Source organism: Ruegeria sp. HKCCA6837 (genome assembly GCF_013034475.1).
Taxonomy (GTDB): Bacteria; Pseudomonadota; Alphaproteobacteria; order Rhodobacterales; family Rhodobacteraceae; genus Ruegeria.
The window spans coordinates 1-24712 of sequence record NZ_WQGD01000012.1; the positions used below are offsets into that span (position 1 = coordinate 1).

The 24712-nt window shown below is 54.9% G+C and carries 20 protein-coding genes; 8 read left to right on the top strand and 12 right to left on the bottom strand.

Annotation, left to right across the window (positions count from 1 at the left end):
- Positions 1 to 1438, top strand: a 1438-nt coding sequence (locus GOV91_RS15940) for an FAD-binding oxidoreductase (protein ID WP_171236233.1), incomplete at its 5' end; no start/stop codon positions are given.
- A gap of 410 nt (positions 1439 to 1848) precedes the next feature.
- On the opposite strand, the gene GOV91_RS15945 is transcribed toward GOV91_RS15940, so the two are convergent.
- From GOV91_RS15945 to GOV91_RS15960, 4 genes are all read right to left on the bottom strand, one after another.
- The gene (locus GOV91_RS15945; RefSeq protein ID WP_171236234.1) at positions 1849 to 2229 is read right to left on the bottom strand and encodes a carboxymuconolactone decarboxylase family protein; all 381 of its coding nucleotides are present in this window, start codon (positions 2227 to 2229) and stop codon (positions 1849 to 1851) included.
- Positions 2230 to 2490: 261 nt separating this feature from the next.
- Positions 2491 to 3945 (bottom strand): aldehyde dehydrogenase family protein, encoded by a 1455-nt coding sequence (locus GOV91_RS15950; protein WP_171236317.1) that lies wholly within the window; start codon positions 3943 to 3945, stop codon positions 2491 to 2493.
- A 68-nt stretch (positions 3946 to 4013) separates the two neighbouring features.
- Complete coding sequence (locus GOV91_RS15955) at positions 4014 to 5102, bottom strand: SRPBCC family protein (RefSeq protein WP_171176499.1); 1089 nt, start codon at positions 5100 to 5102, stop codon at positions 4014 to 4016.
- Positions 5099 to 5986: a MurR/RpiR family transcriptional regulator gene (locus GOV91_RS15960; protein ID WP_171236318.1), complete on the bottom strand. Its 888-nt coding sequence runs from the start codon at positions 5984 to 5986 to the stop codon at positions 5099 to 5101. Before GOV91_RS15960 ends, GOV91_RS15955 begins: the two co-directional genes overlap by 4 nt.
- A gap of 106 nt (positions 5987 to 6092) precedes the next feature.
- On the opposite strand from GOV91_RS15960, the gene GOV91_RS15965 reads away from it, so the two are divergent.
- The 6 genes from GOV91_RS15965 to GOV91_RS15990 all read left to right on the top strand — a co-directional run bounded on the left by GOV91_RS15965 (position 6093) and on the right by GOV91_RS15990 (position 14530).
- Positions 6093 to 8570: an FAD-dependent oxidoreductase gene (locus GOV91_RS15965; protein WP_171236235.1), complete on the top strand. Its 2478-nt coding sequence runs from the start codon at positions 6093 to 6095 to the stop codon at positions 8568 to 8570.
- A gap of 172 nt (positions 8571 to 8742) precedes the next feature.
- Entirely contained in the window at positions 8743 to 9846 is a 1104-nt protein-coding gene (locus GOV91_RS15970; protein WP_171236236.1) for a mandelate racemase/muconate lactonizing enzyme family protein, read from the top strand.
- Between the two features lie 30 nt (positions 9847 to 9876).
- A complete protein-coding gene (locus GOV91_RS15975) occupies positions 9877 to 11238 on the top strand; it encodes an aminotransferase class III-fold pyridoxal phosphate-dependent enzyme (protein WP_171236237.1) in 1362 nt (453 codons plus the stop codon).
- 24 nt (positions 11239 to 11262) lie between these two features.
- On the top strand, positions 11263 to 12477 hold the full coding sequence (locus tag GOV91_RS15980; RefSeq protein WP_171236238.1) for an NAD(P)/FAD-dependent oxidoreductase: 1215 nt from the start codon (positions 11263 to 11265) through the stop codon (positions 12475 to 12477).
- A gap of 18 nt (positions 12478 to 12495) precedes the next feature.
- A complete protein-coding gene (locus GOV91_RS15985; RefSeq protein WP_171176489.1) occupies positions 12496 to 13530 on the top strand; it encodes a GlxA family transcriptional regulator in 1035 nt (344 codons plus the stop codon).
- Between the two features lie 166 nt (positions 13531 to 13696).
- Positions 13697 to 14530, top strand: coding sequence for a MaoC family dehydratase N-terminal domain-containing protein (locus GOV91_RS15990; protein ID WP_171236240.1), 834 nt, complete (start codon positions 13697 to 13699; stop codon positions 14528 to 14530).
- A 373-nt stretch (positions 14531 to 14903) separates the two neighbouring features.
- Here GOV91_RS15990 and GOV91_RS15995 read toward each other — a convergent pair whose 3' ends face one another.
- The 7 genes from GOV91_RS15995 to GOV91_RS16025 form a co-directional block, all read right to left on the bottom strand.
- Entirely contained in the window at positions 14904 to 15806 is a 903-nt protein-coding gene (locus GOV91_RS15995; RefSeq protein ID WP_171236241.1) for a LysR family transcriptional regulator, read from the bottom strand.
- Positions 15807 to 16057: 251 nt separating this feature from the next.
- A complete protein-coding gene (locus GOV91_RS16000; protein WP_171236242.1) occupies positions 16058 to 16855 on the bottom strand; it encodes a pyrroline-5-carboxylate reductase in 798 nt (265 codons plus the stop codon).
- A gap of 150 nt (positions 16856 to 17005) precedes the next feature.
- Complete coding sequence (locus GOV91_RS16005; protein ID WP_171236243.1) at positions 17006 to 18022, bottom strand: proline racemase family protein; 1017 nt, start codon at positions 18020 to 18022, stop codon at positions 17006 to 17008.
- Positions 18023 to 18499: 477 nt separating this feature from the next.
- The gene (locus GOV91_RS16010; RefSeq protein ID WP_171236244.1) at positions 18500 to 19171 is read right to left on the bottom strand and encodes a uridine kinase; all 672 of its coding nucleotides are present in this window, start codon (positions 19169 to 19171) and stop codon (positions 18500 to 18502) included.
- Positions 19168 to 19950 carry an ATP-binding cassette domain-containing protein gene (locus tag GOV91_RS16015; protein ID WP_171176477.1) on the bottom strand — a complete coding sequence of 261 codons (783 nt, stop codon included), beginning with the start codon at positions 19948 to 19950 and terminating at the stop codon, positions 19168 to 19170. The genes GOV91_RS16010 and GOV91_RS16015 overlap by 4 nt, the downstream gene beginning before the upstream one ends.
- Positions 19950 to 21020, bottom strand: coding sequence for an ABC transporter permease (locus GOV91_RS16020; RefSeq protein WP_171176475.1), 1071 nt, complete (start codon positions 21018 to 21020; stop codon positions 19950 to 19952). Before GOV91_RS16020 ends, GOV91_RS16015 begins: the two co-directional genes overlap by 1 nt.
- Positions 21021 to 21137: 117 nt before the next feature.
- Complete coding sequence (locus GOV91_RS16025) at positions 21138 to 22112, bottom strand: sugar ABC transporter substrate-binding protein (protein WP_245223183.1); 975 nt, start codon at positions 22110 to 22112, stop codon at positions 21138 to 21140.
- 231 nt (positions 22113 to 22343) lie between these two features.
- On the opposite strand from GOV91_RS16025, the gene GOV91_RS16030 reads away from it, so the two are divergent.
- Positions 22344 to 23543, top strand: a complete 1200-nt coding sequence (locus GOV91_RS16030) for an ROK family transcriptional regulator (protein WP_171177281.1) — start codon at positions 22344 to 22346, stop codon at positions 23541 to 23543.
- A gap of 380 nt (positions 23544 to 23923) precedes the next feature.
- On the opposite strand, the gene GOV91_RS16035 is transcribed toward GOV91_RS16030, so the two are convergent.
- A complete protein-coding gene (locus tag GOV91_RS16035) occupies positions 23924 to 24703 on the bottom strand; it encodes an IclR family transcriptional regulator (protein ID WP_171236245.1) in 780 nt (259 codons plus the stop codon).
- Between the last annotated feature and the right edge of the window lie 9 nt (positions 24704 to 24712).

Sequence of the window (24712 nt, forward strand, 5' to 3'; positions counted from 1 at the left end):
CCCTTGTTCCCCCCTCTCGACCAAAGTAGTGGCCCAATTTTACGGGGCAAAGACAATCGCAGGGTTCACGCATGATTTTCGAAATAAATACTTCGGTTGCACCAGCGCTCTTTTGCGACCGCGGAATGTAGCGGACGTTGCCCGGATTGTAGAAAAGTGTCAGCAGCACGGCGTGGGGCTGGTGCCAGTAGGGGGCAACACAAGCTACTGCGGAGGCGCGACGCCTAGTGCCCAAGGCGATCAGTTGCTCATCAGTATGCAAAGGATGAACGCAATTCGCGAGGTTGATGTCAATAACCTCTCGATGACAGTCGAAGCAGGATGTCTGCTTTCGGAAATACAATCGGCGGCGGCCTCTGAAAACTTATTCTTTCCGCCTTCACTCGGATCGCAAGAGTCCTGCCAAATCGGTGGAAATATCTCGACGAACGCTGGCGGTGTTTCAGCTGTACGCTATGGTATTACAAGAGATCTGGTCCTCGGGTTGGAAGCCGTTCTTCCTAATGGTGAGATCCTGAACAACCTGTCGCCACTACGCAAAGACAATCGTGGGTACGCGCTACATCACATGTTGATTGGGGCTGAGGGTTCACTGGGAATAATCACCGCGGCATCCCTGCGTTTGCTTCGTGCACCCTTGTCACAAGCTACCGCATTTTTGGCTGTACGCGACATCGGGGATCTGATGCCCTTGCTGGCGATGGCCCAAAGTGCCACAGGTGAGGCCGTCACGTCATTCGAGTACATATCGAACTCGTCTCTGCAACTTCTGCTGAACAAAGTGCCGGAACTACGGCGTCCGACAGAGGAGCCAGCGGAGCACTATGTACTGATCGAAGCTGCGACATCCTCAACTATTTTGTCCCTTGATCCCGCAATGGAAGCGTTTTTCGAAGCAGGGATGGAACAAGGTTTGATCCTTGACGGGGCAATTGCGTCCAGCGAACAGCAGCGCAAAGATTTTTGGAATCTCAGAGAACATATACCTGAGGGCGAGGTGCTCAATGGTAGCTCTGTCAAACACGATGTGTCTGTAAGAGTCTCGCATGTCGGGCGCTTCATTGAACTCGGGTCAGCATTGGTAAACCAGTATGGGCAAGGTGCTCGTCTCTCCATCTACGGACATGTTGGAGACGGAAACATACACTTTAATCTCTTGGCGCCAGAAGGTGCAGACAATGCAGCATTTCTTGAAATGCTCCAGACTGAGATTTCTCCTCGGATTTATGACCTTGTCGCAAAAATGGATGGCTCATTTAGCGCAGAATACGGGTTGGGGCAGGACAAAATTCAACTCAACGAAGCTTATGGGGACCCTGTTAAGCGTGCGCTCATGTCGACACTTAAAGAGGCGATTGACCCCAATAACATAATGAACCCAGGTAAAGTGGTTCGACCTGGCAAACTCGGTTCAGAGGCCGAGGCCTCAAGCGTGTAGAGGTCGAAAAAAAGCCGCAAACAAAACCCTCATGTTGAACTGTGAGCCGCACTCATAAATCAAGTTGGCCGAGAGAATCCTCGGCCACTTGGTTGCGATGCGGATTTGTTGCTGATGCTGAAAAGCGTTGGTTGCCTGGCACCAGCCAAGTCGACAAGGTGGAAATACCTCAAGTTGTCGTTTTACAAAGCCACCGGTTCATCAAACGCCAGATTAGGCCGATCTTGGGTTTCAAGCCTTCTGATTCAGCGGCATCCGCTCTGGCCGGAATTGAACGGACTAATATGATCCGCTAGCATCAATTCAAGCAAGTGCTCGCGTCGTTTCAACAATTTGCGCAACGATTTATATCCGCAAACCGTTGAACCTATGTTCCAAGGATTCCTGCTGATTTCGCCCAATTGCGCGGATTAAAGCATGCCGCGTTCTTCCAGCACTTTACGTGCAACCCGGAAACATTCCAACGATTGCGGAACGCCGCAATATATGCCGATTACGTGAATGATCGAGCGGATTTCTTCTTTGGTTACGCCGTTGTTCAAAGCGCCATTGCAGTGAATTTCCCATTCATGCATCTTGCCCAGAGCGCCAATCATAGTGAGGTTCAGCATTGAACGTGTCTTGTGATCGATTGTGTCGTCACCCCAGCCAAAGCCCCAGCACCAAGCGGTCATGGCTTCTTGGAACGGGCGAGTAAAGTCGTCGGCGGCTGCAAGGTTCTTTTCGACATACTCGGCGCCCAGCGTCGATTTGCGCTGTTTCAAGCCGCGTTCGAATAGGTTGTCGTCCATGTTATTCTCCTTTGATGAAAAGGGCGGTCCTCCAGTTTGGCCGACCCGATCGAGTTTTGTTGTTCCGACAGCGTCGTTGAGACATTGTTATCTTCGCAAATCGGAAAGTTCAGGTAACAAATGCGCCGACCAGCCGCTTGGTGGTATTAGTTATGTCCTTTGTGAAGCCACTACAGAACCCGGCTTTTTTGTGAGTTCGGTCACGCATGGCTTAATCGGCACTTGGTTTGCTCCTCATCGTCGATGGTTTTTTTCCGCTGATCAACTCCGCAACCGGATGGCCACGTTTTTGGTCTGGACATAATTCCAAAGCGCTTCGCGTCCTTTTTCGCGCCCATACCCGGATTTACCGTAGCCGCCGAATGGCGTTTCCACCCCGCCTGCATACCATTCGTTGACAAAGACCTGACCAGCACGGATCTGCCGTGCGGCCTGCGTTGCCCGGTCGATATCGCGTGTGAAAACACCGCCGACCAGCCCATAGGGTGTTCCGTTTGCAATCTCGATAGCCTGGGCATCACTACGGAATTTCAGAACCGAAAGGACCGGTGCAAAAGCTTCTTCATTCGCGATGTTCATGTCAGGGGTGACGTTGGTCAGAAGGGTTGGTTCCAGAAATGCGCCGGGGATATTCATTTTACGACCGCCGGTGGCTACCGTGGCCCCCGCCGCGATCGCATCAGACACCATACCAGCCGCACGATCACGTTGCGCCTCGCTGACCATCGGACCCATATTCGGGCCAAATTCACCACGTTCGATACCCGGACCGACGGAAAGGTTGCGTGCGACATTCGAAATGCGTTCGACCAGCTCGTCATGGCGACTTTCGTGTACGATCACGCGGCTCATGGCCGAACACACCTGACCCGCGTTGAAGTAGATCCCCCAGCGCACATCGCTTTCAAAGGCGTCCAGATCAGCGTCATCATGAACGATGGCTGCGGATTTTCCGCCAAGCTCCAATACACAGGGAACCACATTGCGCGCGGCTGCGCTGGCGATTGCGATACCGGTCGGTACAGAGCCTGTGAAGACGATTTGATTGACATGCGGATGCGCCGACAGCGCCGCACCAGCCTCGTGACCCAAAGCGCACAGGATGTTTACGGCGCCTTTAGGCAAGCCAACAGCTTCGGCCGCGTGGGCGAACCAAGCATTGGTCAAAGGTGTCAATTCAGGCGTCTTGATCACTACGGTGTTGCCAGTCGCCAGCGCGGCCGAAAGGGAACGCGCGGTCATTTCAACCGGGTAGTTCCAAGGAATGATTTGAGCGGATACCCCAAATGGCTCATACGTGGTGAAATCGAAGTAGTTGGCGCCAAGCGGGATGGACCGCCCCTCGACCGTTTCAGCCTGATTTCCGTAATATTCGAAATACCGGGCCGCGCCTTCGATCTCAACGCGCGCTTCCCAGAGCGGCTTGCCCTGTTCAAAGGTCAGAACCGGGGCAATCTTGTTTATGTTATCCAGCAGGTACCGGCCCATAGCCTGTACCATGCGGCCACGTTCCACGGGGCGCAGTTCGCTGAGCGCACCTGAAAGATGCACGCGGCGGGCCGCCATTACAGCGCGATCCACATCCCCGGCATCAGCCAGCGCCTGTTCGGCCAGCTTTTTGCCTGTCCCGGGGTTGAAAACATCGATCCGACCTGCACCACCATCGATCCAGGTGCCGTCCACGTAATTCTGCCAATAGGGCTTCACGTCGTGCATTTCGCGCATCTCCAAAGCTTCGGAGGGCAAAACACCCTCCGAAAAAAGTTGTTTAACTGTGCTGGGCTTTATTCCACCGCCTCACGCATCCATTGTTGGAGCTTGGCGATGGAATGTTCACTCATGACGCCGCAGGCGGGGTCCAGAACCAGCGGGCCGGGAACGTAGCCTTTGGATTTCAGCCCGCGGTGAACGGATTCGACAAGGCGGATGTCTTCTTCGACCGTTGTTTGGCGGTCTTGTACCGCGAGCCCCCGGATAACATCGCTTTCATGACCGCCTTCGGTGTACCAGCCGCGCCATACGGTGCAGGTGTCCACAGTGTTGGCACGCCAGTGATAGGTGTTCAGCACGTTACCCGGATAGCACTGGAACGAGAACATCGGCCACAGGAACCACGACTGATAGTCGCCTGCATGCGGAACTGACATGTCGATCGGATAGGTCATCTTTTCCAACGCCTGACATTCAGTGGTGTGACGCAACACGTAACCGCCGCCCACGTCGGGTTGAATGTCGTAAGTTTCAGGCTTTACAACGCCTTCTGCAAAAGTGGGGTGGTTAGAGGGGCAGTGGTAGCATTCGGAGTAGTTTTCGATCGAAACTTTCCAGTTGCAGTTTTCCGGAATCTCGACCCATTCCAGCGGTGCCAGGTCGTTTATACCAGGCACGTATTCCGAAATCTCTTCCCTCACGCCGGGATACCATTCGTCCATGGGGGCGGCATCTTTGTCGAGGTTGACGAAAAGGAAGCCCAAAAAATCTTCGGTGCGGACCTCGGTCAGGCAGATTTTTTCGCGCTGAAAGCCGGGAACGTTCTTTACGTTAGGGCCTGCGCGCAATCCGCCGGTCAATTCATAAGACCACTGGTGGTAGGGGCACACCACGACGCGGGTATTGCCGGTGCCGGTAACCATTTCATGAGCCCGGTGCTGGCACACATTGTAAAATGTGCGAATGACGTTGTCGCGCCCACGGATAGCAAACAGGTTCTGGCCGGCAATCTCAAACGCGAAATAATCGCCGACATTTGGGATGTCGTTGGCGTGACCCGCAAATTGCCAAGTCCGCATCAGAAGGCCATTCATCTCATTTTCAAAGACTTCCGGGGCGGTGTAGAATCTGGCGTCCAGCGAATGGGTCAGCGGGGCGTTCATGTGTGTTCCTCCTGGTAAAGGCCAAGCTGATGACGGCGTATGTGAAACTCTTCGACCCGCTCGACGATTTCATCACTCGACACAGCAACAACAAAGCTGAGCAGTGTTTCTAAAAGTGCAATGATAGACAGGGAAGAAGGATAGAATTGAGGGGTGTCTACCGAGACAATGAAACTATGCTGTGCCGACAAAATTATCGGGCTGGCGGGCGAGTCTGATATTCCAATGACAGTGACACCTTGCTTTCGCGCGATGTCCACTGCCTCGACGACTTCAGTACGATAGGGATGACACGTGATGGCAATCAGCACATCCTTCTCATCTGCCCAAGCCAGGTCATCAATAGCCGTTGATCCAGGCCGGGGGATCGCATGAAAGTCTGTCATCCCCGTGCGGGCCAGATATGTGAAGTTTGACGCACTCGAGTTGTTTATTCCAACGCCGAGGGTATAGACGGAACGTGCCGACCAAATAACTTCTGCTGCGGATTGGAGCTGTTCGGCATCAATTTCTGCAAAGGTTTCTTCTATGTTCCGAATGGCGGAATCCAACAGGTCGGCATAGAGTTCTCCAAGGTCACCAGTGCGCCTGATTCCCTGCAGCCAACGCGCCCGGTCCGGGAAAGAAACGTCACTTCGACGAATCTCATCACGAAATGGCTCGCGAAAGTCTCCATATCCTTCAAAACCGATTTGCCTGGCCATTCGCACAACCGTGTTTGGTTTTACTCTGGCAGCCTCGGCTATCTCACGCACGGTGGAAACACCAACTTCCCGTGGGTTTTCCAAAACATATCGCGCGGCTTTCTGAGCTTCGGGTGTCAAAAGCGTCAATTCCTCTGACAGGCGCCCCAGAACCCCAGTTGAAACATCTGTACCATTCATTGCGAGTCTCGGTATGTACATTTGTGCCGTTAGACATTGACTCTGGTACATATGTGGCAATAGGAAGTCCATAGAAATCTGCGACTCTCGAACAGGAATTCTTGCGATGTCCACAAAAGAACTGCCCGAACGCGCCAAGGTCGTCATTGTTGGTGGCGGCGTTATGGGATGCGGCCTAGCGTACCACCTAGGTCATGAAGGCTGGGGGGCTGAGACCGTCCTGCTGGAAAAAGCTGAACTGACAAGCGGGTCGACTTGGCACGCCGCAGGTCAAATCACCCATTCCACCAGTTCTTATGGTTTGGGCCGCATGGTCGACTATAACATCGGCCTGTATTCAAAGACGCTCGAGGAAGAGACCGGGCAAGCCGTAACGTGGCACGGCTGCGGTTCCTTCCGTCTAGCCTACACCGAAGACGAAATGGATTGGCTGCGCCACACCCTGTCGGTGGGTCGTTCGCTCGGCTTCAACATTGAACTTGTGGGCCCGGACTTTATTGCAGCGAAGCACCCGTTCTATAACCTCGAAGGCGTTCTGGGCGCGCTTTACACTCCGGATGACGGCCACGTTGACCCGTCGAACGTGACCATGGCCATGGCCACAGGTGCCCGTCAGAAAGGCGTGAAAATCTTCCGTCACTGCCGCGCCACCAACATCACCCAAAACGATGCAGGTGATTGGGTGGTCGAGACCGAGAAGGGCACGATTATCTGCGAGCATGTGGTCAATGCTGGCGGCACTTACGCTCGTCAGATGGGCGAATGGTCGGGCCTGCAACTGCCGATGACCTCGATGACGCACCACTATTTCGTAACCGAGAACGTACCTGAGTTTCAGGATCTGGACACCGAACTGCCGGTGATCCGCGACGACAGAATGGTCTCGGGCTACATCCGGATGGAGCAGAAAAAGGGCCTGATCGGGATTTACGAAAAAGAAAACTCGAACTCGGTCTGGCATGACGAATGCCCATGGGAATACGAGAACTGGCTGTTCGAGGCCGATTATGACCGCGTGATGCCCTGGCTGGAAAACTCGCTGGAACGGATGCCGATCTTTGCTGAACTCGGCATCACCCGCGAAGTGCATGGCGCGATCAGCCATCCGCCGGATGGCAACCCGATGGTTGGCCCCGCTCCGGGCGTCAAGAATTACTGGTGCTGCTGTGGTACACAGATCGGTATCGGTTGGGGCCCTGGCCTGACCCGTGAACTGGCCAAGTGGATGGTTCATGGGGCCGCTGACATCTCGATGCGTGACTACGACCCGCGCCGCTTTGGCGCCTATGCAAAGAAAGACTGGCAGGTCATCAAAGCGCACGAAGACTACAAATTGCGCCATGAGATCCCCTTCCCGCACTTCAACCGTCTAGAAGGTCGCCCGATCAAGCCGTCGCCGCTGTATGAAATCCTCAAGGACAAAGGCGCGGTCTACGAAGAAGTCTATGGTTTCGAACGTCCCCGTTGGTTTGCACCCGAAGGTGTCGAGCAGCACGATCACTACAGCTTCCGCCGCAACGTGGTGCATGATGTGGTCGGGGCCGAGGTCAAAGCCGTCCGCGAAAACGTCGGCATCATGGATGTGACCGCTTTCACCAAGGTCGAGGTTTCGGGACCGGACGCTTACGTGCTGCTGGACCGTCTGACCGCCAACAAGATGCCGCAGAAAACCGGTTCGATCACACTAACCCACATGCTGAACCGCCGGGGCCGGATTGAGTTGGAAACCACGCTGGTGCGGATGGCGGATGACCGCTTCTATCTGGTCTGCGCGGCCTTCTTCGAACAGCGTCTGCTGGACCACCTGAACCACAACCGCGCAGATGAGAATGTGACCATCACGCCACTGTCCGCTGGCTGGTCGGCCCTGTCGCTGAACGGTCCGAAATCGCGCGAGGTTCTGGCACAGTGCACCGATGCGGACCTGTCCAATGCCGGTTTCCGCTGGTTGTCGGCACAGGAAATCACTGTAGCCGGTCACAAGGTATGGGCGTTCCGCATGTCCTATGCCGGTGAGCTGGGTTGGGAATTCCACATGCCGGATGAGGCCTGCGTGGATGTCTACACGGCCCTGTGGGCGGCAGGCGAGCCGCATGGCATCGTCAATTACGGTTCTTTCGCCATGAACGCGATGCGGATGGAAAAAGCCTTCCCTGGTGCGGGCGAGTTGACCAACGAAGTCACGCTGCCCGAGGCCAATGTGGGTCGCTTCTTCAAGCTGGACAAAGAGTATCTGGGTGTCGAAGCCACACGCGTCAGCGCCGAGCAGTCCGAGAAAGGCGAAATGCCCTGGGTCTGCGCCTATCTGGAAATCGAACCAGACGGGATCGAAGACGGACATGGTGGCGAGGCGATCAAGGTAAACGGCGAGATTGTTGGCGCGACAGCATCTGTTGCTTACGGCCACACGGTCGGCAAGATTCTGGCCTTTGCCTATGTCAAGCCGCACGCCAACGTGCCGGGTCAGGAGATCGAAGTGATCGTCGCAGGTGAACCCCGTAAGGGTCGCATACTGGGCGAGCCTGCCTACGACCCACAGAGCAAGCTGCCTCGCACCGACGCACCCGTTGCGGTTCCAGCTTAAAACAAAACCGGCGGGCACAAGATCAGGTGCCCGCCACCCAATACCGACAGCTCAGATCAGGACACTGACCGGTTGGCAACATCGTAGTAACGCCCTGAAGCATCTTGCGACCCCAATAGAAAGACCGAAAAACCTGCCATTTGCGCAACGGGTTAATGAAAGGAAACCTGACGTGAAGATCACCCGCATTGCTGCCTGGGAAGTCCCGCTGACCAGCCATGAAACATATTACATGGCAGATGGGAAAACCTGTGACACGACCATTTCGGTGGTTTTGCGGTTGGACACGGATACGGGCTTGTCCGGCTGGGGCGAAGTCTGTCCGATCCCGCATTACCTGCCCGCCTATGCCAAGGGTGTGATCCCGGCCATTGCCGAATTGGCTCCGGTGCTCATTGGTGCGGACCCGGTGGGGCCGGAAACCGTCATGGAGCAAGCCAACAGGTATCTTCACGGCCATGGTTACGCAAAATCCGCGCTCGATACGGCGCTGTGGGACCTGACCGGCCAAGCCGCCGATCTGCCGGTGCATCGCCTGCTGGGAGGTCGGCAGGTCAAGGACATGCCGCTTTATCACTCGATCACATGTGTGGCCCCGGACGAGATGGCCCGCATGGCACAAGAAGCTTATGACAAAGGGATGCGCCAGTTCCAGGTCAAGCTGGGCGCTGATGGCGACTGGCAAACGGATGTCGAGCGACTGGCCAAGGTGCGCGAAACCGTGGGTCCGGGCCCGATGGTTTATGGCGATTGGAACTGCGGCAGTGATGCGCTGACCGCGATCCGGGTTGGTCGTGCTGCGGCCCATCTGGATGTCATGCTGGAACAGCCCTGTGCCACGCTTAAAGAATGCGCCCACGTGCAGCGGACCACAGGCCTTCCGATGAAGATTGACGAGAACGCGCATGACATCGCCTCGATCTTCGCCGCGCATCAGGCCGGATGCATGCAGGCCGTGGCATTGAAACTATCCAAGATGAGCGGCCTGTCTGCCATGCGGCAAATCCGGGATTTGTGCCTGACGCTGGGCACCCAGATGTGTATCGAAGATACCTGGGGCAGCGACATCACCACCGCCGCGTTGCTGCATCTGGCCGCGTCCACACCTGCGCGTGGTATCATGAACACGTGCGACCTCAGCCACTATGTCGGCCCGCGTCTGGCCCCCGATGGCCCTGTACGCGAGAACGGCCGCATCACACCACCAGAAGGGCCGGGTCTGGGCGTCACACCTGATGCCGACGCTTTGGGCCAGCCCGTCACCATTATCGATTGATCCAAACCTCATCCCGCCGAGAGACCTGTTATGGAAGATTTCAGCAACGCCTTCCCCTCACATGATCCTGAATGGGTCAAGGACATGCATGCAGATCACTATCTGCAAAGCTGGTCGAAGCAAGGCAGCCGCCCACGTGTCATCACCGGCGCGCAAGGCAGCTGGTTCTGGGACAGCAACGGCAAACGCTATCTGGACTTTCAAAGTCAATTGGTGAACGCCAATATGGGTCACCAGCACCCCAAGATCGTACAGGCGATCAAGGATCAGGCGGACAAGCTGTGTTATATCGGCCCGGCGATGGGTTCGGATGTGCGCTCGGAAATGGCGGCGATCATGAACGAGATCACGCCTGAAAACATTACCTCGACCTTTTTCACTACCGGAGGTTCGGCGGCGAACGAGACTGCGATCCGTCTGGCGCGGCACTATACAGGCCGGACCAAGATCATCGCGCGCTATCGCTCGTATCATGGGGCAACCGGGGGCACACTGTCCCTGACAGGCGACCCACGCCACCACCTGACCCGCGCCGATATGCCGGGCGTGGTGAGGATGCTGGACCCTTACGTGTATCGCCTGCCGACAGGCCACACCGATCCGGCGAAATGCCCGGTGGCCCAGGGCGGTCCGCATCTGGAAGAGATCCTGATGTACGAAAATCCCAACACGGTGGCGGCCGTCATTCTGGAACCGATCGTGGGCACCAACGGCATCATCGTTCCCCCGGATGGTTATCTGCAATCGATCAAGGAAACATGTGAAAAATACGGCATCCTGCTGATCGCAGATGAGGTCATGGCCGGGTTCGGTCGTACCGGAAAATGGTTCGCCGTCGATCACTGGGGTGTACAGCCGGACATCATCACCAGCGCCAAGGGCATCAACTCGGGCTATGTACCACTTGGTACCATGTCGGTCTCAACCAAACTGCATGACTGGCTGCGCGACTACCCGATGCCAGGAGGTCTGACCTACGCTGGGCATCCGCTGGCCTGCGCCTCAGGCATCGCTGCAATCCGCGCCATGCAGGACGAAGGCGCTCTGGAAAACGCAACCCTCATGGGTGAAAAGATGCGGGCCGAGCTGGCGAAAATGGCAGAAAAGCACCCCAGCATCGGGGATATTCGCGGTAAGGGCATGTTCAACGGCATCGAACTGGTCAAGAACCGCGACACGCGCGAACCATTGGTGCCGTTTGCAGCGAAGGGCCCGGATGCCAAGCCAATGTCGGATATGATGAGTTTTGCGATGAACGAAGGGCTGTACCTGTCCTTCTATTCCAATGTCGTCCGCCTGACCCCACCGCTGAACATCAGAGAAGAGGATCTGATGACGGGTCTGGAGATCCTGGATCGAACCCTCGACATCGCGGACCGCGAATGTGTTTGAGCGTGACTTTGCGAGGTCAATGAAATGACCAACTATGGGGTCATCATTGTCGGGGCGGGGCAAGCGGGTTGCTCCGCCGCAGTCAAACTGCGCAATCTTGGCTATGACAAGCCAATCGCCCTGATCGGAGAGGAGGCGCACCCACCCTATCAGCGCCCGCCCCTATCCAAAGCGTATCTGTTGGGCAAGCTGCCTCGGGACCGCTTGTTCTTGAGGCCCGAGAGTTTCTTTGATGAGCATCAGGTTGACTTGCACCTGAATCAGCGGGTGACGGACATTTCTGTGGACGATCAGACACTTGCCTGTGACGATCAAACACTGGCCTTTGAACACCTAGTCCTCGCGACAGGCTCAACCCCCAATCGTTTGCCCGAGAGCATAGGTGGAAGCCTGACTGGCACCTATACGATCCGAGGGATTGCCGATATCGATGCAATCGCACCGGAATTCAAGCAAGGTCGAAAGGTTGCCATCATAGGCGGAGGCTACATTGGCCTCGAAGTCGCTGCCGTTGCGGCAAAGCTGGATCTGGATGTGACTCTGATCGAAGCTGCGCCGCGCATTTTGCAGCGTGTCGCGTCACCGGAAACCGCCAAGTATTTCCGCGAGCTGCACGATGCCAACAACGTCCGAATTCTTGAAGGTACCAAGATCGCACGCGTCACGGGAGAGGGCCGCGCAGACGGTGTCGAACTCGCCAACGGGGACGTTGTCCCTGCCGATTTTGTTGTTTTAGGGATTGGCATTACCCCGAACACGGCACTTGCCGAGACAGCCGGAGTTACCGTCGAAAACGGCATCAAAACCGATGCGTTGGGCCGCACCTCGCATCCTTGTATCTGGGCTGCGGGGGATTGTGCGACGTTTCCCCATGGGAACGCCCAGATCCGATTGGAGAGCGTTGGCAATGCCATTGATCAGGCCGAAACGGTAGCCGAAAACATCATGGGTGCCACCAAACCCTATAAGGCGAAGCCCTGGTTCTGGTCGGATCAGTATCACGTCAAGCTTCAAATCGCCGGATTGAATGCCGGCTATGATCAGGTCGTCTCACGCGAAGGTGACGATGGGTCGTACTCGGTATGGTACTATTGTGAAGGGAAACTCATTGCGACCGACGCAATGAACGACCCGCGCGCCTACATGGTTGCAAAACGGCTGATCGAATCCGGCAAGTCCCCGCATCCCGAGATGGTTGCAGACAGGGGTACTGATCTCAAATCCATTCTAAAGGTCTGAGGAAAGGCAAGGCAGCGTATGTATATTGAGTCCAAACCCATCACCCGTTGCCGGGGGGGTGAAAACCCAAGCGCTGTCGGGCATTCAGAAATCATTGCCCAAAAGCGCCACTTTTACTTTCTGCTGCTTCCAGGCACCAACATGTTGGATTTCGCGGCGGCAATCGAACCTCTGCGGGCGGCCAATTTAGTGACAGGTGAAACAGAATACACCTGGTCGGTCATGACCGAAACAGGCAGCAACGTAATGTGCTCGAACGGGATCGAAATCCCGACAGAGACCGGCCTTTCTATGACGCGGCATGCAGACTACGTGATCGTGTGCTCGGGGTACTCCGGCTATCTCGACGCTCTCCCTGAAACTCTGCAATGGTTGCGCAGACATTCCAGATTTGGCGGTCGGGTCGCGGCGATCGGAACCGGTGCATTTACCTTGGCGCGCGCCGGGTTGGCAACCGAAGCGCAACTGACGCTCCACTGGTCTCTGGCGCCGGTTTTTGAAGAGATGTTTCCAAAACTTGACTGCTTGTTGGTGCGTGTTGTGGCTGATGACAGTTTGGCGTCAAGCGCCGGGGGCACTGCCAGCCTGGACTTGACGCTTTCCATCATTGAATCGGACTTCGACAGTGGCACTGCCCAGAAAGTGGCGGACCATTGCCTCCATAACTTTGACAATCACAGCAACCGATCGCAACGCCAGACAATGTCAAAAATGGCTGGATCCCGAAACCCCGCTTTTCTGAGCATTCTCAAGAAAATGGAAGACTCACTTCAGGATCCGATCCCGGTTGATGAATTGATTCGAGAAGAAAAAATCTCGAGGCGGCAGATCGAACGGTTGTTCAACAAACACTTGAAGACCAGCCCGTCACGACACTATCGCAATCTGCGTCTGGACCGTGCGCGCGTGTTGCTGCATGGAACGGATTTGTCCATCATTGATGTTGCCGTCGCAACTGGGTTTGCCAGTATCGTCAATTTCTCAAAAGCCTACAAAGCGCGCTTTGGTGAGCGCCCAACCGCCGACCGGTCGATAGCACTGGCGTACAGCTGACCTGAGATGACAGCTCAAGGAAGCGAAACCAACGCGAAACCCGATATGCTGATCCGTTGGCTGGACGTTAAAGAGGGCAAGCGTTGTCATCCGCCCCCTCAATCGATCAGTATGGCGCGGCGTTGCACCCTGCATTCGCGTGACCAACGAAGAAGGATCCGTATTGATGCCGCACGACGTCGACTCTTGGATCGGACGCTCAGAAACGCGTACGGACACTTTGCGCACCGAACCTGCCCGGTTTATGCAGGCCACAATTGGCCGCGAACCGACATTGCAATGCGGCGACGCACTTCCACCTTTGTGGCATTGGCTTTACTTTCTCGAAGCAAAACCGCTGGGCGAACTGGGTCGTGATGGTCACCCAAAGAAAGGTGGTTTTCTGCCTCCGGTCGCTCTACCTCGCCGAATGTGGGCTGGCGGACGGTTCAAGTTCAAGGCAGCTGTCCCACTGGGCTCCCAGGCTAAGAAACGCTCTACGATAAAAAAGATAACCGAAAAGATCGGTCGCAGCGGGCAACTGTGTTTTGTGACGGTTCTACACGAGCTTTTTTTGAACGACGGAACGCTGGCCATAACTGAAGAACACGACATCGTTTATCGGGAAGACCCGCATCCCAATGCTCAAAAATCCTTGCCTATTCCTGCTCCGATCAATGCCGAAGTCTCTGAAATAATATCGCCGTCGCAAGTTATGCTTTTTCGCTATTCGGCCCTGACCTTCAACGGGCACCGGGTCCATTATGACGTAGACTATGCGCGCTCAGTCGAGGGGTATGACGGGTTGGTCTTTCATGGGCCGCTTACGGCAACGCTACTGGTTGATCTTGCGCAACGTACCATGGGAGCGACACCAAGAATCTTTGAATTCCGTGGAACTGCTCCTCTGGCGGGGATGACTCCGTTCCATATCGAAGGAACGCGTGAAGACAACACGATGCAGCTATGGGCTCGCCGCTTCGACGGGGCCAAAGCCATGCAGGCAAAAGCTACTTTCTAAGTTCCAGGACACTTGGCCAACAAACAATGTGGGCTGCGATAGCGCCTGCAGACTGGAACACCTTCGGGCAACTGTCATACTTTGGCTGTCGCAGATGGCGTGCAGTTTCCTGTTCCTTGATCATTTGGGTGATCTTTTTCTGGGTGCATCTGGTCTTTATTTGCCCATCCCTCAGTTGAGCGGACTAAACACTAATTTGGAGGAGATTCTGGGGCTCAGGCCAGGTGACTTGAACACACAACTTTGACGACAAAATATTGCCTGATGGCTCGATACGATTTGTAGCATGACCGAGTCTGAATTCTGAGCCTCAATGATCCGAACATAAGTTTACCCATGGTGGCGTACCGCCACAGTCACCAACTAGGCTTACTCAATCTGCTAACTGTGATCCCTTCAAAAGCAAAAGACACTTTTGCGCCATTGGGTTCCTTTGCCCAAATCGCGTTAACCGAGCATATACCTTGGTGGATGTTGAATGCCAGTCAACTGGCATCTCAACCAGATCACCACGCGCTAGGTAAGGGTCAATGAAACTGAGCCAACCCAAACCCAAACCCTGACCGGATGCCGCCGCTTCTAACAGATAGACATAGCTATCGAATTCTCCACAGATCGGCCAATCCGCATACTCGGGGTGCGCATCCCACCAGTCAATCCAATCCAACCAACCATAGTTCTCTTTCTGCAATCTCAGTAGCGGCGGTGCTTCGCATTCTCCCGACAGGGCGCTGACAGCGCGCCTAACCATTTCGGGCGTCCCAACCGGTTTGACCTTCTCTTCACATACCACAACATGTTCTGTGTCAGGCGCTGTTGCAGAGTATTCAAAAACAATATCACCGCCCGAATCGACTGCAGCTTGAACCAAATTATATTCAGCAGTCATGACACGCAGTTCGGCCTCATTTCCCATAGCGTTCCGAAGGTATCCAAATCGCGGCATCAGCAACAAGTGCGAAACTGAATGAGAACATACCAGGGTGACCCTGTTATCGACTTGCTTCAAATCCTGAACCGCATTTTGCAATGCATCGAAACCTTGAACCACGCCGGCGTAAAACTGACTGCCTTTGGATGTAAGCGCTATCGGGTTTTTGTCGCGATCAAAGAACTCAACACCATATCGGATCTCCAAGTTTCGAATGTGGCGACTGATAGCGGGCTGTGACGTGTTCAGCTCTTCGGCGGCACGTGCGAACCCCTGCAGTCGCGCCACCGCCTCAAAGGCAACCAGCGAGCTTAGAGAAGGGATGTTGTATCTGCGATTAGCCATATCAATTCAGTTATGGCCGTGAGCACTTCAAAGCAATGCAAAACACAAGCGCCCGCAATCAATCCGGTCAACCGAGTTCGAAACCGGATTCAGTTGGGCAGACAATGAAAGGCTGTATAAAGCCTCTGTAATGCACAAACCCTAAGTTTCAGATTGTCCGGGTTTGCTTCACTTGTCCTTCGCATGAATTTGGCGCGGGGCTTGCTTGCTGGCACCCGTCAAAACACTGACCGTTCCGACTGGAATGCGCCTCACTCCTCACCCCGCTCAGACCTTTCGCGGGCGTTGCATAAACGCTGCATTACGCTGTCCAGCCCTGTCTTTACGGCCTCTGTACCTCCTGCTTCAACAAAGACCTGAAACAATTGTGCGTTCAGCCCAGCCGGGGTCGAATGCTCGATCCGCTGCGCGTCATAGGATTTTTCACAATCCTTCATCGCGGTCTGCGCCAGCGCTGCAAAAACGCCATTCAGGTAGCGTTGCGAATCCACCTGCTTAATTCCGTTTGATTGCATCCAGGCCGAAGCGATATCCAAAATACCAAAGTACGTTCCCATCAGCGCACTTGCGGCGGCAAAGGCATCGAATTCTTCCACTGTCTGGGCACTGACCACAGTTCCCAAGGGGTTAAAAAGCGCCTCGCCTATCGGGTCATGTGGAAACAGGACAGTCACTCCGCGGTGCTGTGCGACTGCGGGCAATGGGATTGCTCGGAACAGTCGTACAGGTGCGCCAATCCAGTCTTGCAAAGCATCATGCGTCAACGTGGCGATCAGGCTGCAGACGTGCTGACCCTCGGAAAACGTGAGCGGGCGCAACACCGCTTGGGCATCCTGCGGGCGGACAGCCAAAAACACCAGATCCGAATTATCAACAACCGATTGCGCGGAATCGCAGATCTGCACAAGATCGCTAGTTGCAGCCAGCCGCGCGGACACTTGGGGATTGCGTTTGGTCACATGAACCTCAGCAATCTCTAGGTCGGTCGCCAAAAGGCCGCTTACCACCGCCTCGGTGATCACGCCCGTTCCAATAAATCCTAGTCGCATATGCGTTGCCCTATTTCTTTTAGATCGCCACGAGGTGATTAAATCTTTCAAATAATGTGAACAGATTGACCCCAAGCCATCTGTTCAAGCCCCAAACTCTCAAAATCTCGCCGGATATCACCTTCAAACCCACCAGACGAAGGGCGGCAGCTAGCCTCCCCAAGTGTCCGATAGTGTGAACCCATTCTGAAACGGGTCGGTAGGATCAAGACCAATTTGGCTCAGGCCATAAATCCAACATTGACCGGAAACGCGGTTTTGCGTTGCAGTGTGGCTTCCAATGACTGTTTCGGAGATAAATTCCGTGGTGAATTCCCCGCCAATTATGGAGCGCGAAACCAGTTTGTCACCCGGTTCCACAAATCCGTCGGCATGTCGGGCAGCCATGTTGGCATTTGACCCGGTGCCACAAGGAGACCGATCCACACGCCCGGGACGCATCGTCGTGCAGGTTCGAATGGCCCCGTCATCGTCTTCGCTACGGAACATGACATAAGCCAGCCCATCCAGAGCTGGCGTCGTTGGGTGTTTCACCTCGATGCTGGACGCGATCCGTTCCCGCAAAGATACGCCGTTCATGGCTAATGCGCGTGCATTCTCAGGTGATATGGTAAGCCCCATTTGTTCCACATCTACCAACGCATAAAACACGCCGCCAAAGCAGATATCATACGTGATCTGCCCCCGATCGGGTGGTTCGATGACAGCAGCTTTGGTCAAAACAAAGGAAGGCGGCATGTCCAGCGCCACGTTGATGACCTTGCCATTCTCGCATCGGGCGATGGCACGCACTAACCCGGCTGCGGTATCCAGCACGACCTCGGTCTCAGGCTCAACCATCTGTTTCATGCCGGTTTCCAGAATGGCCGTCACGGCGCACATTGCATTGGAACCTGACATCGCGTGTGCCTGATCCGGCTGCAAGACAATAAAGCCTGTATCGGCCCCCGGTTTAGTGGCTGGAAGCAACAGAACCACAGAGCCCGCAGGGCCTGAACGCGGCTCAGAACACAACAGTCGCCGCAAGTCGTCATCCACCTTGTTGATATGGTCAAGCTTGTCGGCCATCGTCGCGCCGGGGATGTCCAGCATGCCTCCTGTTACCACGCGGCCAATCTCACCGGCGCAGTGCACGTCGACCAATTGCAATGTTCGTGTCCAACGCATCGGGTCCTCCTTTCAAGCTACGGCCTGAGCGCCCGGAATCTCGAAAACGGATCCGCACAAATACCCTGCCTTTTCGGACCACACAGATCAGAAAATTGCGCAGCAGTACACATGCGCCTGTGCCCACCAGTTCGTGGGTGGTTGCCGATCCAACGAACTCTATTGTCGCCGACAAACGCAAGGCTCGAGCGCGTCTGAATGCCATGCCTCGACCTTTCAGATAACGGCGCGATGGTTTGGAACGACCATATGTCGTGACCTGCTCTGTCTCGAGGCAATTATTTAACCGCCACTCTTCCAACAATCCGTCAACACCAGACTGCTTGTATCTGCCTCAGGGTGCCTGGGTGAAGGTTGGTCGCGAGGCTCCTTAAGAAAAGAAGCGGTCACGCAGTACTGGTTGCCAGTTCCATTTCAAGCACAAGGCTTCGTTCAGCGAAACACCCGGCAGACTAACTTGGTGCCTGGAAAACCGGGTCAAAAAGCGTAGCGTGTGCCGGTTTCCGTATAATTCTGGTTTAAGTTTAGGTCTGCTTTCCTGCTGTTGCGAATAACAAGCTGGGCATTGGGCAGATCGTTAGATTTAGCACGTCGAAGCGCGGATTTTGGGTCAAATCCATGCTTTATCCATCGCTGTTGCAGCCTGCTTTCGAGTTCTTCCAAAGTTGGGCTTATGAAAACCGTTGCAGCATACGCATCCGCCACTGTCCTCCACGGGTCGCTGTCCATCAGAAGGTAGTTTCCTTCTACAACAACAACTGGCGTTTCAGGGTGAACAGCAATCGCGTTTGCGATGGCAATATCCATATGGCGGTCGAATTTTGGGTAAAAGAGCTCATGCCGTGCAGACTGAAGCCGTCTGATTGCATCGCAAAACCCAATACCGTCGAAGGTTTCTGGCGCGCCTTTTCTCGGCAGCAGACCGCGCGGTTCGAGTACACCGTTGTCCAAATGGTAGCCGTCCATCGGGATCAGAGTCGCAAACGGAACCACCGAGTTTTGCTGAGTGTTCAGCGATTTTACAACGGTTTCTGCCAAGGTCGATTTACCGGACGCAGGAGGGCCGGCAATTGCAACAATCGTCCGGACCTCAACCTGCCTCCGGGAGGAAATCAAATCGCAAACGCGCTCTACGTCCTGCTTGATCACGCGGCGTCCTCTTTCGGGGGCTCTTTGGCGCCGGTCATGAAGGCGACGGCGTCGGACATCGTATAGTCCTTGGGATCGATCGTGCAGAGCCGTTTGCCTAGTCGGTGCACATGGATGCGATCTGCAACTTCAAAGACATGCGGCATGTTGTGGCTGATTAGGATGATCGGAATGCCACGCGCGCGTACATCCTGAATAAGTTCAAGCACCTTGCGGCTTTCCTTGACCCCCAAAGCAGCCGTCGGTTCGTCCATGATAATGAACTTGGTCGCGAAGGCGGCTGCGCGGGCAACGGCAACACCCTGGCGCTGTCCACCCGAAAGCGTCTCAACCGCTTGGTTGATGGATTGAACGGTCATCAGCCCAAGCTCGGTCAGTTTCTCACGAGCGAACTTTTCCATTGCAGGTCGGTCAAGCTGACGCAGGTATTTGCCCATGAAGCCCTGTTTGCGGATCTCGCGACCCATGAACATGTTGTCCGCAATGGATAACGCCGGGGACATCGCAAGCTGCTGATAGACGATCTCAATCCCCATGTTGCGAGCGTCGATCGGTGAGGTGAAGTTGACTCTCTTCCCTTCGATCAAGATCTCACCCTCATCCGGGATCGTAGCGCCGCAAATCGCCTTGACGATAGACGACTTGCCCGCACCGTTGTCTCCGATGACCGCAAGGATTTCACCTTGGCGCAGCTCAAAGTCGGAATGGTCGATGGCGGTGACGTGGCCATAGCGCTTCACGATCCCGCGCCCTTGGACGACTGGAGTTGTGTCTGACATCAGCCCGATACCTTTCTGATCCACTGGTCGACTGCGACTGCTGCGATGATGAGAAGCCCGATAAGCAAGAAGGTCCACTGCGCATCTGCGCCAAGCAACCTCAGCCCGAGGGTGAAGACACCCACGATCAGCGCCCCGAACAGGGACCCCAGAATGGAGCCACGGCCGCCGAACAAAGAAATACCTCCGATCACGACAGCGGTGATGCTTTCAATGTTGGCCAATTGGCCGGAGGTTGGTGAGACCGATCCGATGCGCCCGATCAAAGCCCAGCCCGCAAAAGCGCAGATCAGACCGGACAGCATGTAGACGGACATTAGGGTTCTGTGGACGTTGACACCGGACAGCTCGGCGGCCTCGGGGTCATCCCCTACGGCATATACGTGTCGGCCCCACGCTGTGTGTTTGAGCGCATAAGCCAGCACAAAGATAAGCGTGAGCATGAATATGACGCCAACGGTAAAAGTCGCCCCGCCAATGCTGAACTTTGTTCCGAAGAACTGAAGGAAGGGGGCGTTGGCTTCGATATCCTGACTGCGAATGGTTTCGTTCGCAGAGTACAAAAAGTTGGTCGCAAGAACGATCTGCCACATCCCGAGTGTGACAATGAAGGGGGGCAGCTTGACGCGACTGACAAGCCAACCGTTCAAAGCTCCGATCATCGTGCCAACGGCCAGACCGCACATGACGGCAATTGGTACCGGAATACCGTAGCGGAAGGTGAATTGCCCCATAATGACAGAAGAAAACACCATGATCGCCCCGACGCTTAGGTCAATGCCGGCGGTCAGAATGACCAAACTTTGCGCTGCGGCGACGATACCTACAATCTGAACCTGTTGCAGGATCAGGGTCATTGCGAAGGGCGAGAAGAATTTTGAACCCAATAGCAAGCCAAAGATCAATATTGCTCCGACCAATACGATCAAAGGCACAAAAGATGGGTTGACGTGGAGAAGGTGCTGTAACTTCCCCAACATGCCGCGCCGGTGGCTCTCAAATTCAGCCACGGTCTCTTTCGGACTGGCAGCAGTCTCAAACTCCTGGGCGCCTCGTTTTGCTTCAGACATCTCTCCCCCTTCCCTAGCGCGCATCGCAGCCACGAGATCAGTTTAAAGGAAGTTTCGGTTTTTCGGTGAACAGAAAGGATGAGGCGCTGCGACGCGCCTCATCCAATTGGTGCTTGCTTAGCCCCAGCAGAGATCCAGGCCTTCGGCGACCGAAATAGACTCGACGCCGTCAACTGGTTGGTCGGTAATCAGTGCAACGCCGGTATCGTAGAAGTCTTTCCCGGGCGTATTTTCGGGCTTCACACCTTCGTCCGCCCATTTCTTGATGGCTTCGACACCCAGCGAGGCCATTAACAGCGGGTACTGCTGACTGGTGGCACCAATGACACCTGCCTCTACGTTTTGGACACCGGGGCAGCCGCCATCAACCGAGACGATCAGCACGTCGTTCTCACGTCCGATAGACTTCAGAGCTTCGTAAGCACCTGCCGCTGCTGGTTCATTGATCGTGTGAACGACATTGATTGTTGGATCTTTTGCCAGAAGGTTTTCCATTGCACGTCGGCCACCTTCCTCGTTGCCGTCGGTTACATCGCTGCCAACCAGGCGCGCATCGGTTTCGTCACCGATCACGTTGGGGTCGGCCAAGTCTACACCGAAGCCATCCAGGAAACCTTGGTTGCGAAGAACATCCACTGTTGGCTGGCTGACGTTCAGATCAAGTGTCGCAATTTTGGCGTCGGCAGCTGCATCACCCATTTTGGCCTTTGCCCATTGTCCGATCAGTAAACCAGCTTTGTAGTTGTCCGTGGCAAATGTAGCATCCGCCGAGTCAATTGGGCTCAGCGGTGTGTCCAGCGCAATCACCAGAAGTCCAGCGTCGCGCGCCTGCTGAACAGCCGGTACAATCGAGCTTGTGTCAGACGCCGTGAGCAGAATTCCCTTTGCGCCATCAAGAATGCAGGTTTCGATCGCCTGAACCTGAGTTTCGTGGTCGCCGTCGACCTTACCTGCAAAAGCCTTAAGCGTCATGCCAAGCTCTTCGGCTTTGGCTGTGGCACCTTCCTTCATCTTTACAAAAAATGGATTGGTATCCGTCTTGGTAATCAGGCAAACGGTTTCACCAGCCGCTTGGGCGGATGCTGCGGCCATCGTAAGCGCAGTCGCTGATGCGGCAATCTTGAATAGATTTCTCATGTTGTCCTCCCAGAAAATTGTTGTTGCCTCGCACGGCATGCCAGCAAGACCCGACCTCATCCTCCAATGAAGGTCTCAATCAGAGAACAGTGATTCTGGCCTCTCTGTCAATAAATAAATAAAGTTTATTTATTAATTTGCGCGGATGTCTTTTCATAAGAAAATAAGGCGTTTATGTTCAAACTTATGGAGAAAGAGGCTCTTAAATCACTGACCGGCGGGGTAAGTCAAAGCGGGGTTCGCGATCACAACGAACGTCTGATTTTGACGGTTTTACAGCGACATGGGCCCACCGCTGGCGCGGACGTTGCGCGGTTAACAGGCCTGTCTCCGCAAACTGTATCAATAATTTTGCGCAAACTTGAAAAGGACGGGATTCTCAAACGTGGAACCCCGTTGCGCGGCAAAGTGGGGAAGCCCTCAATCCCCATGGAATTGAACCCGGAAGGCATCTTGTCGGTGGGGATGAAGATTGGACGGCGTAGTGCCGATCTGCTGTTGATCGACTTTTTGGGCACGCCGCGCCGCCAACTCTCCACCACGTATGACTATCCGCTACCAGAGGTCATTTTCGGCTTTCTGGAGTCTGGGCTGGAGACGCTCCTCTCACACGAACCTCGGACTCTTCGGGACCGAGTGTGCGGTATCGGAATCGGTACTCCGTTCGAACTTTGGAAGTGGCATGACCTGTCAGGGCTTGCAGCCAAGAAATTCAGGTCGTGGAAAAACGTGAATTTCTTTTCCGAAGTTGCCAAATTCAGCGATCTTCCGGTCTTTGTGGTTAACGATGCTACTGCCGCGTGTCACGCTGAGCATCTCTATGGTCGTGGGGCCGAGTATCGCGACTATTTCTATTTCTTCATCGGCTCGATGATCGGCGGTGGCGTCGCGTTGAACGGCACGGTGTTCGAGGGCAACCAAGGCAATGCAGGTGCCTTAGGCGCGATGCGCACAACAGGCCCATTGGGTGAAAGCCAGCAACTGATCGACACTGCATCACTGTTTCTGCTCGAGGACAGGCTGATCGAAGCAGGTGTCGACCCCGGGGTTCTTTGGAGAAAACCGCAGGATTGGAGCAGCATTTCCCGATATGTGGACCCATGGATCGGCACCACTGCGCAGGAATTGGCAAAAGCGGCATTGTCCATCTGCGCTGTCATCGACTTCGAAGCAATTTTCATCGATGGCGCATTCCCACCCGAAGTGCGGGATGAACTGGTCGCCCGGGTTCGCCGGTATCTGGTCAATCAGGATAAACGGGGTTTGATCCCTCCGGTCGTCGAAGCTGCGGCGGTCGGAGAGAACGCGCGCGGAATTGGCGCGGCAAGCAGCCCGATATTCCGCCAATTTCTTTTGAACACCAATGCTGGGCTTTCAAGGATGTAGCGACTTCTTCTCGCGATCATGCTTCGCGACCCTTCAAGATACCCGGAAGCTGTCAAAGGCGATGTGGAGTTCCTTATTGCTACCGACAATTAACGCGTGTCCGACGGCAGATTCTTATCAGGTGCGCTGGGAGACACGCTCGCATTCAAGGCCCTGGACACCAGCCGCGACGAGATCGAGCGCAATATCGTCGAGCAAGGCATAACCAACCCCAAAGCACTCGCAAACGGTCCTTTGCGCCGCTCGGAAACACGACAGTGTTGTTTGAAACCGGACCAAAGGCACAAGATTATCAGAACGTTGTCACAGGGGGCACGATCGAGGATACCGGAGACGGCAGGGAAGGAAATTTACATCGTAACTGTCATCTCAGGTGCTGATCATTCGGCTAACATCGCCGAAAGCTTTTTCGCCCCTTTTTGCAGCGTGCCCAGAAACGACATCAGGCTTTTGACATCGTGACGTTGTGTTGGGGCATGAACCGATAGCGTTCCAGCCAACCTGCCCTGCCCATCTTGAATCGGCACAGCAAGAGCTGTCATTCCGGCCATGAACTCCTCGTCATCTGTGGAAAAATTGTTTTCGGATATACGCCGGATTTCCGCTTGCAAAGCTTTGGGATCCGTCAACGAGTGTTCAGTCTGCGGCAGTAAGTTTCCTGCTGAAAGAAACCCATCCAACGTTTTCTGCCGCAGTGTGGACAAATACATCTTGCCGCTTGCGGTGCAATGGAAAGGCACTTGCGTACCGACAGGCAACTGAATGCGCAAAGGCCACTTCGTTTCGACCCGGTCAAGATAAATCATTCCCTCGCGGTCCGGGATCGCCAGATTGCAGGTCTCGCCCACTTCTTCCGCGACACTGCGCAAGATTGCCAAACGTGCTGTTCGCAGATGCTCTGACGACATTGTATTGACCGAAAGCAACCGTAACCGGCGACCTGGTCCATAAGAGCGACCGTCCAGATCGCGTTGCAGGAAACCTTCGGCTTCTGCCGTTTGCAACAAACGATGAATGGTTGGCTTGGCCAGCCCAAGTGTTTCGATCAAGTCCGATGGTTTGACAGCCACCCCGCGCCGCGCCACCTCCTCAAGAATGAGAAGAAGGCGCAAGTTGGTCGGGATCTGAGTTTCTTTCTCTTGTGTTTCCGTTTCAGCCATCCCGTAACA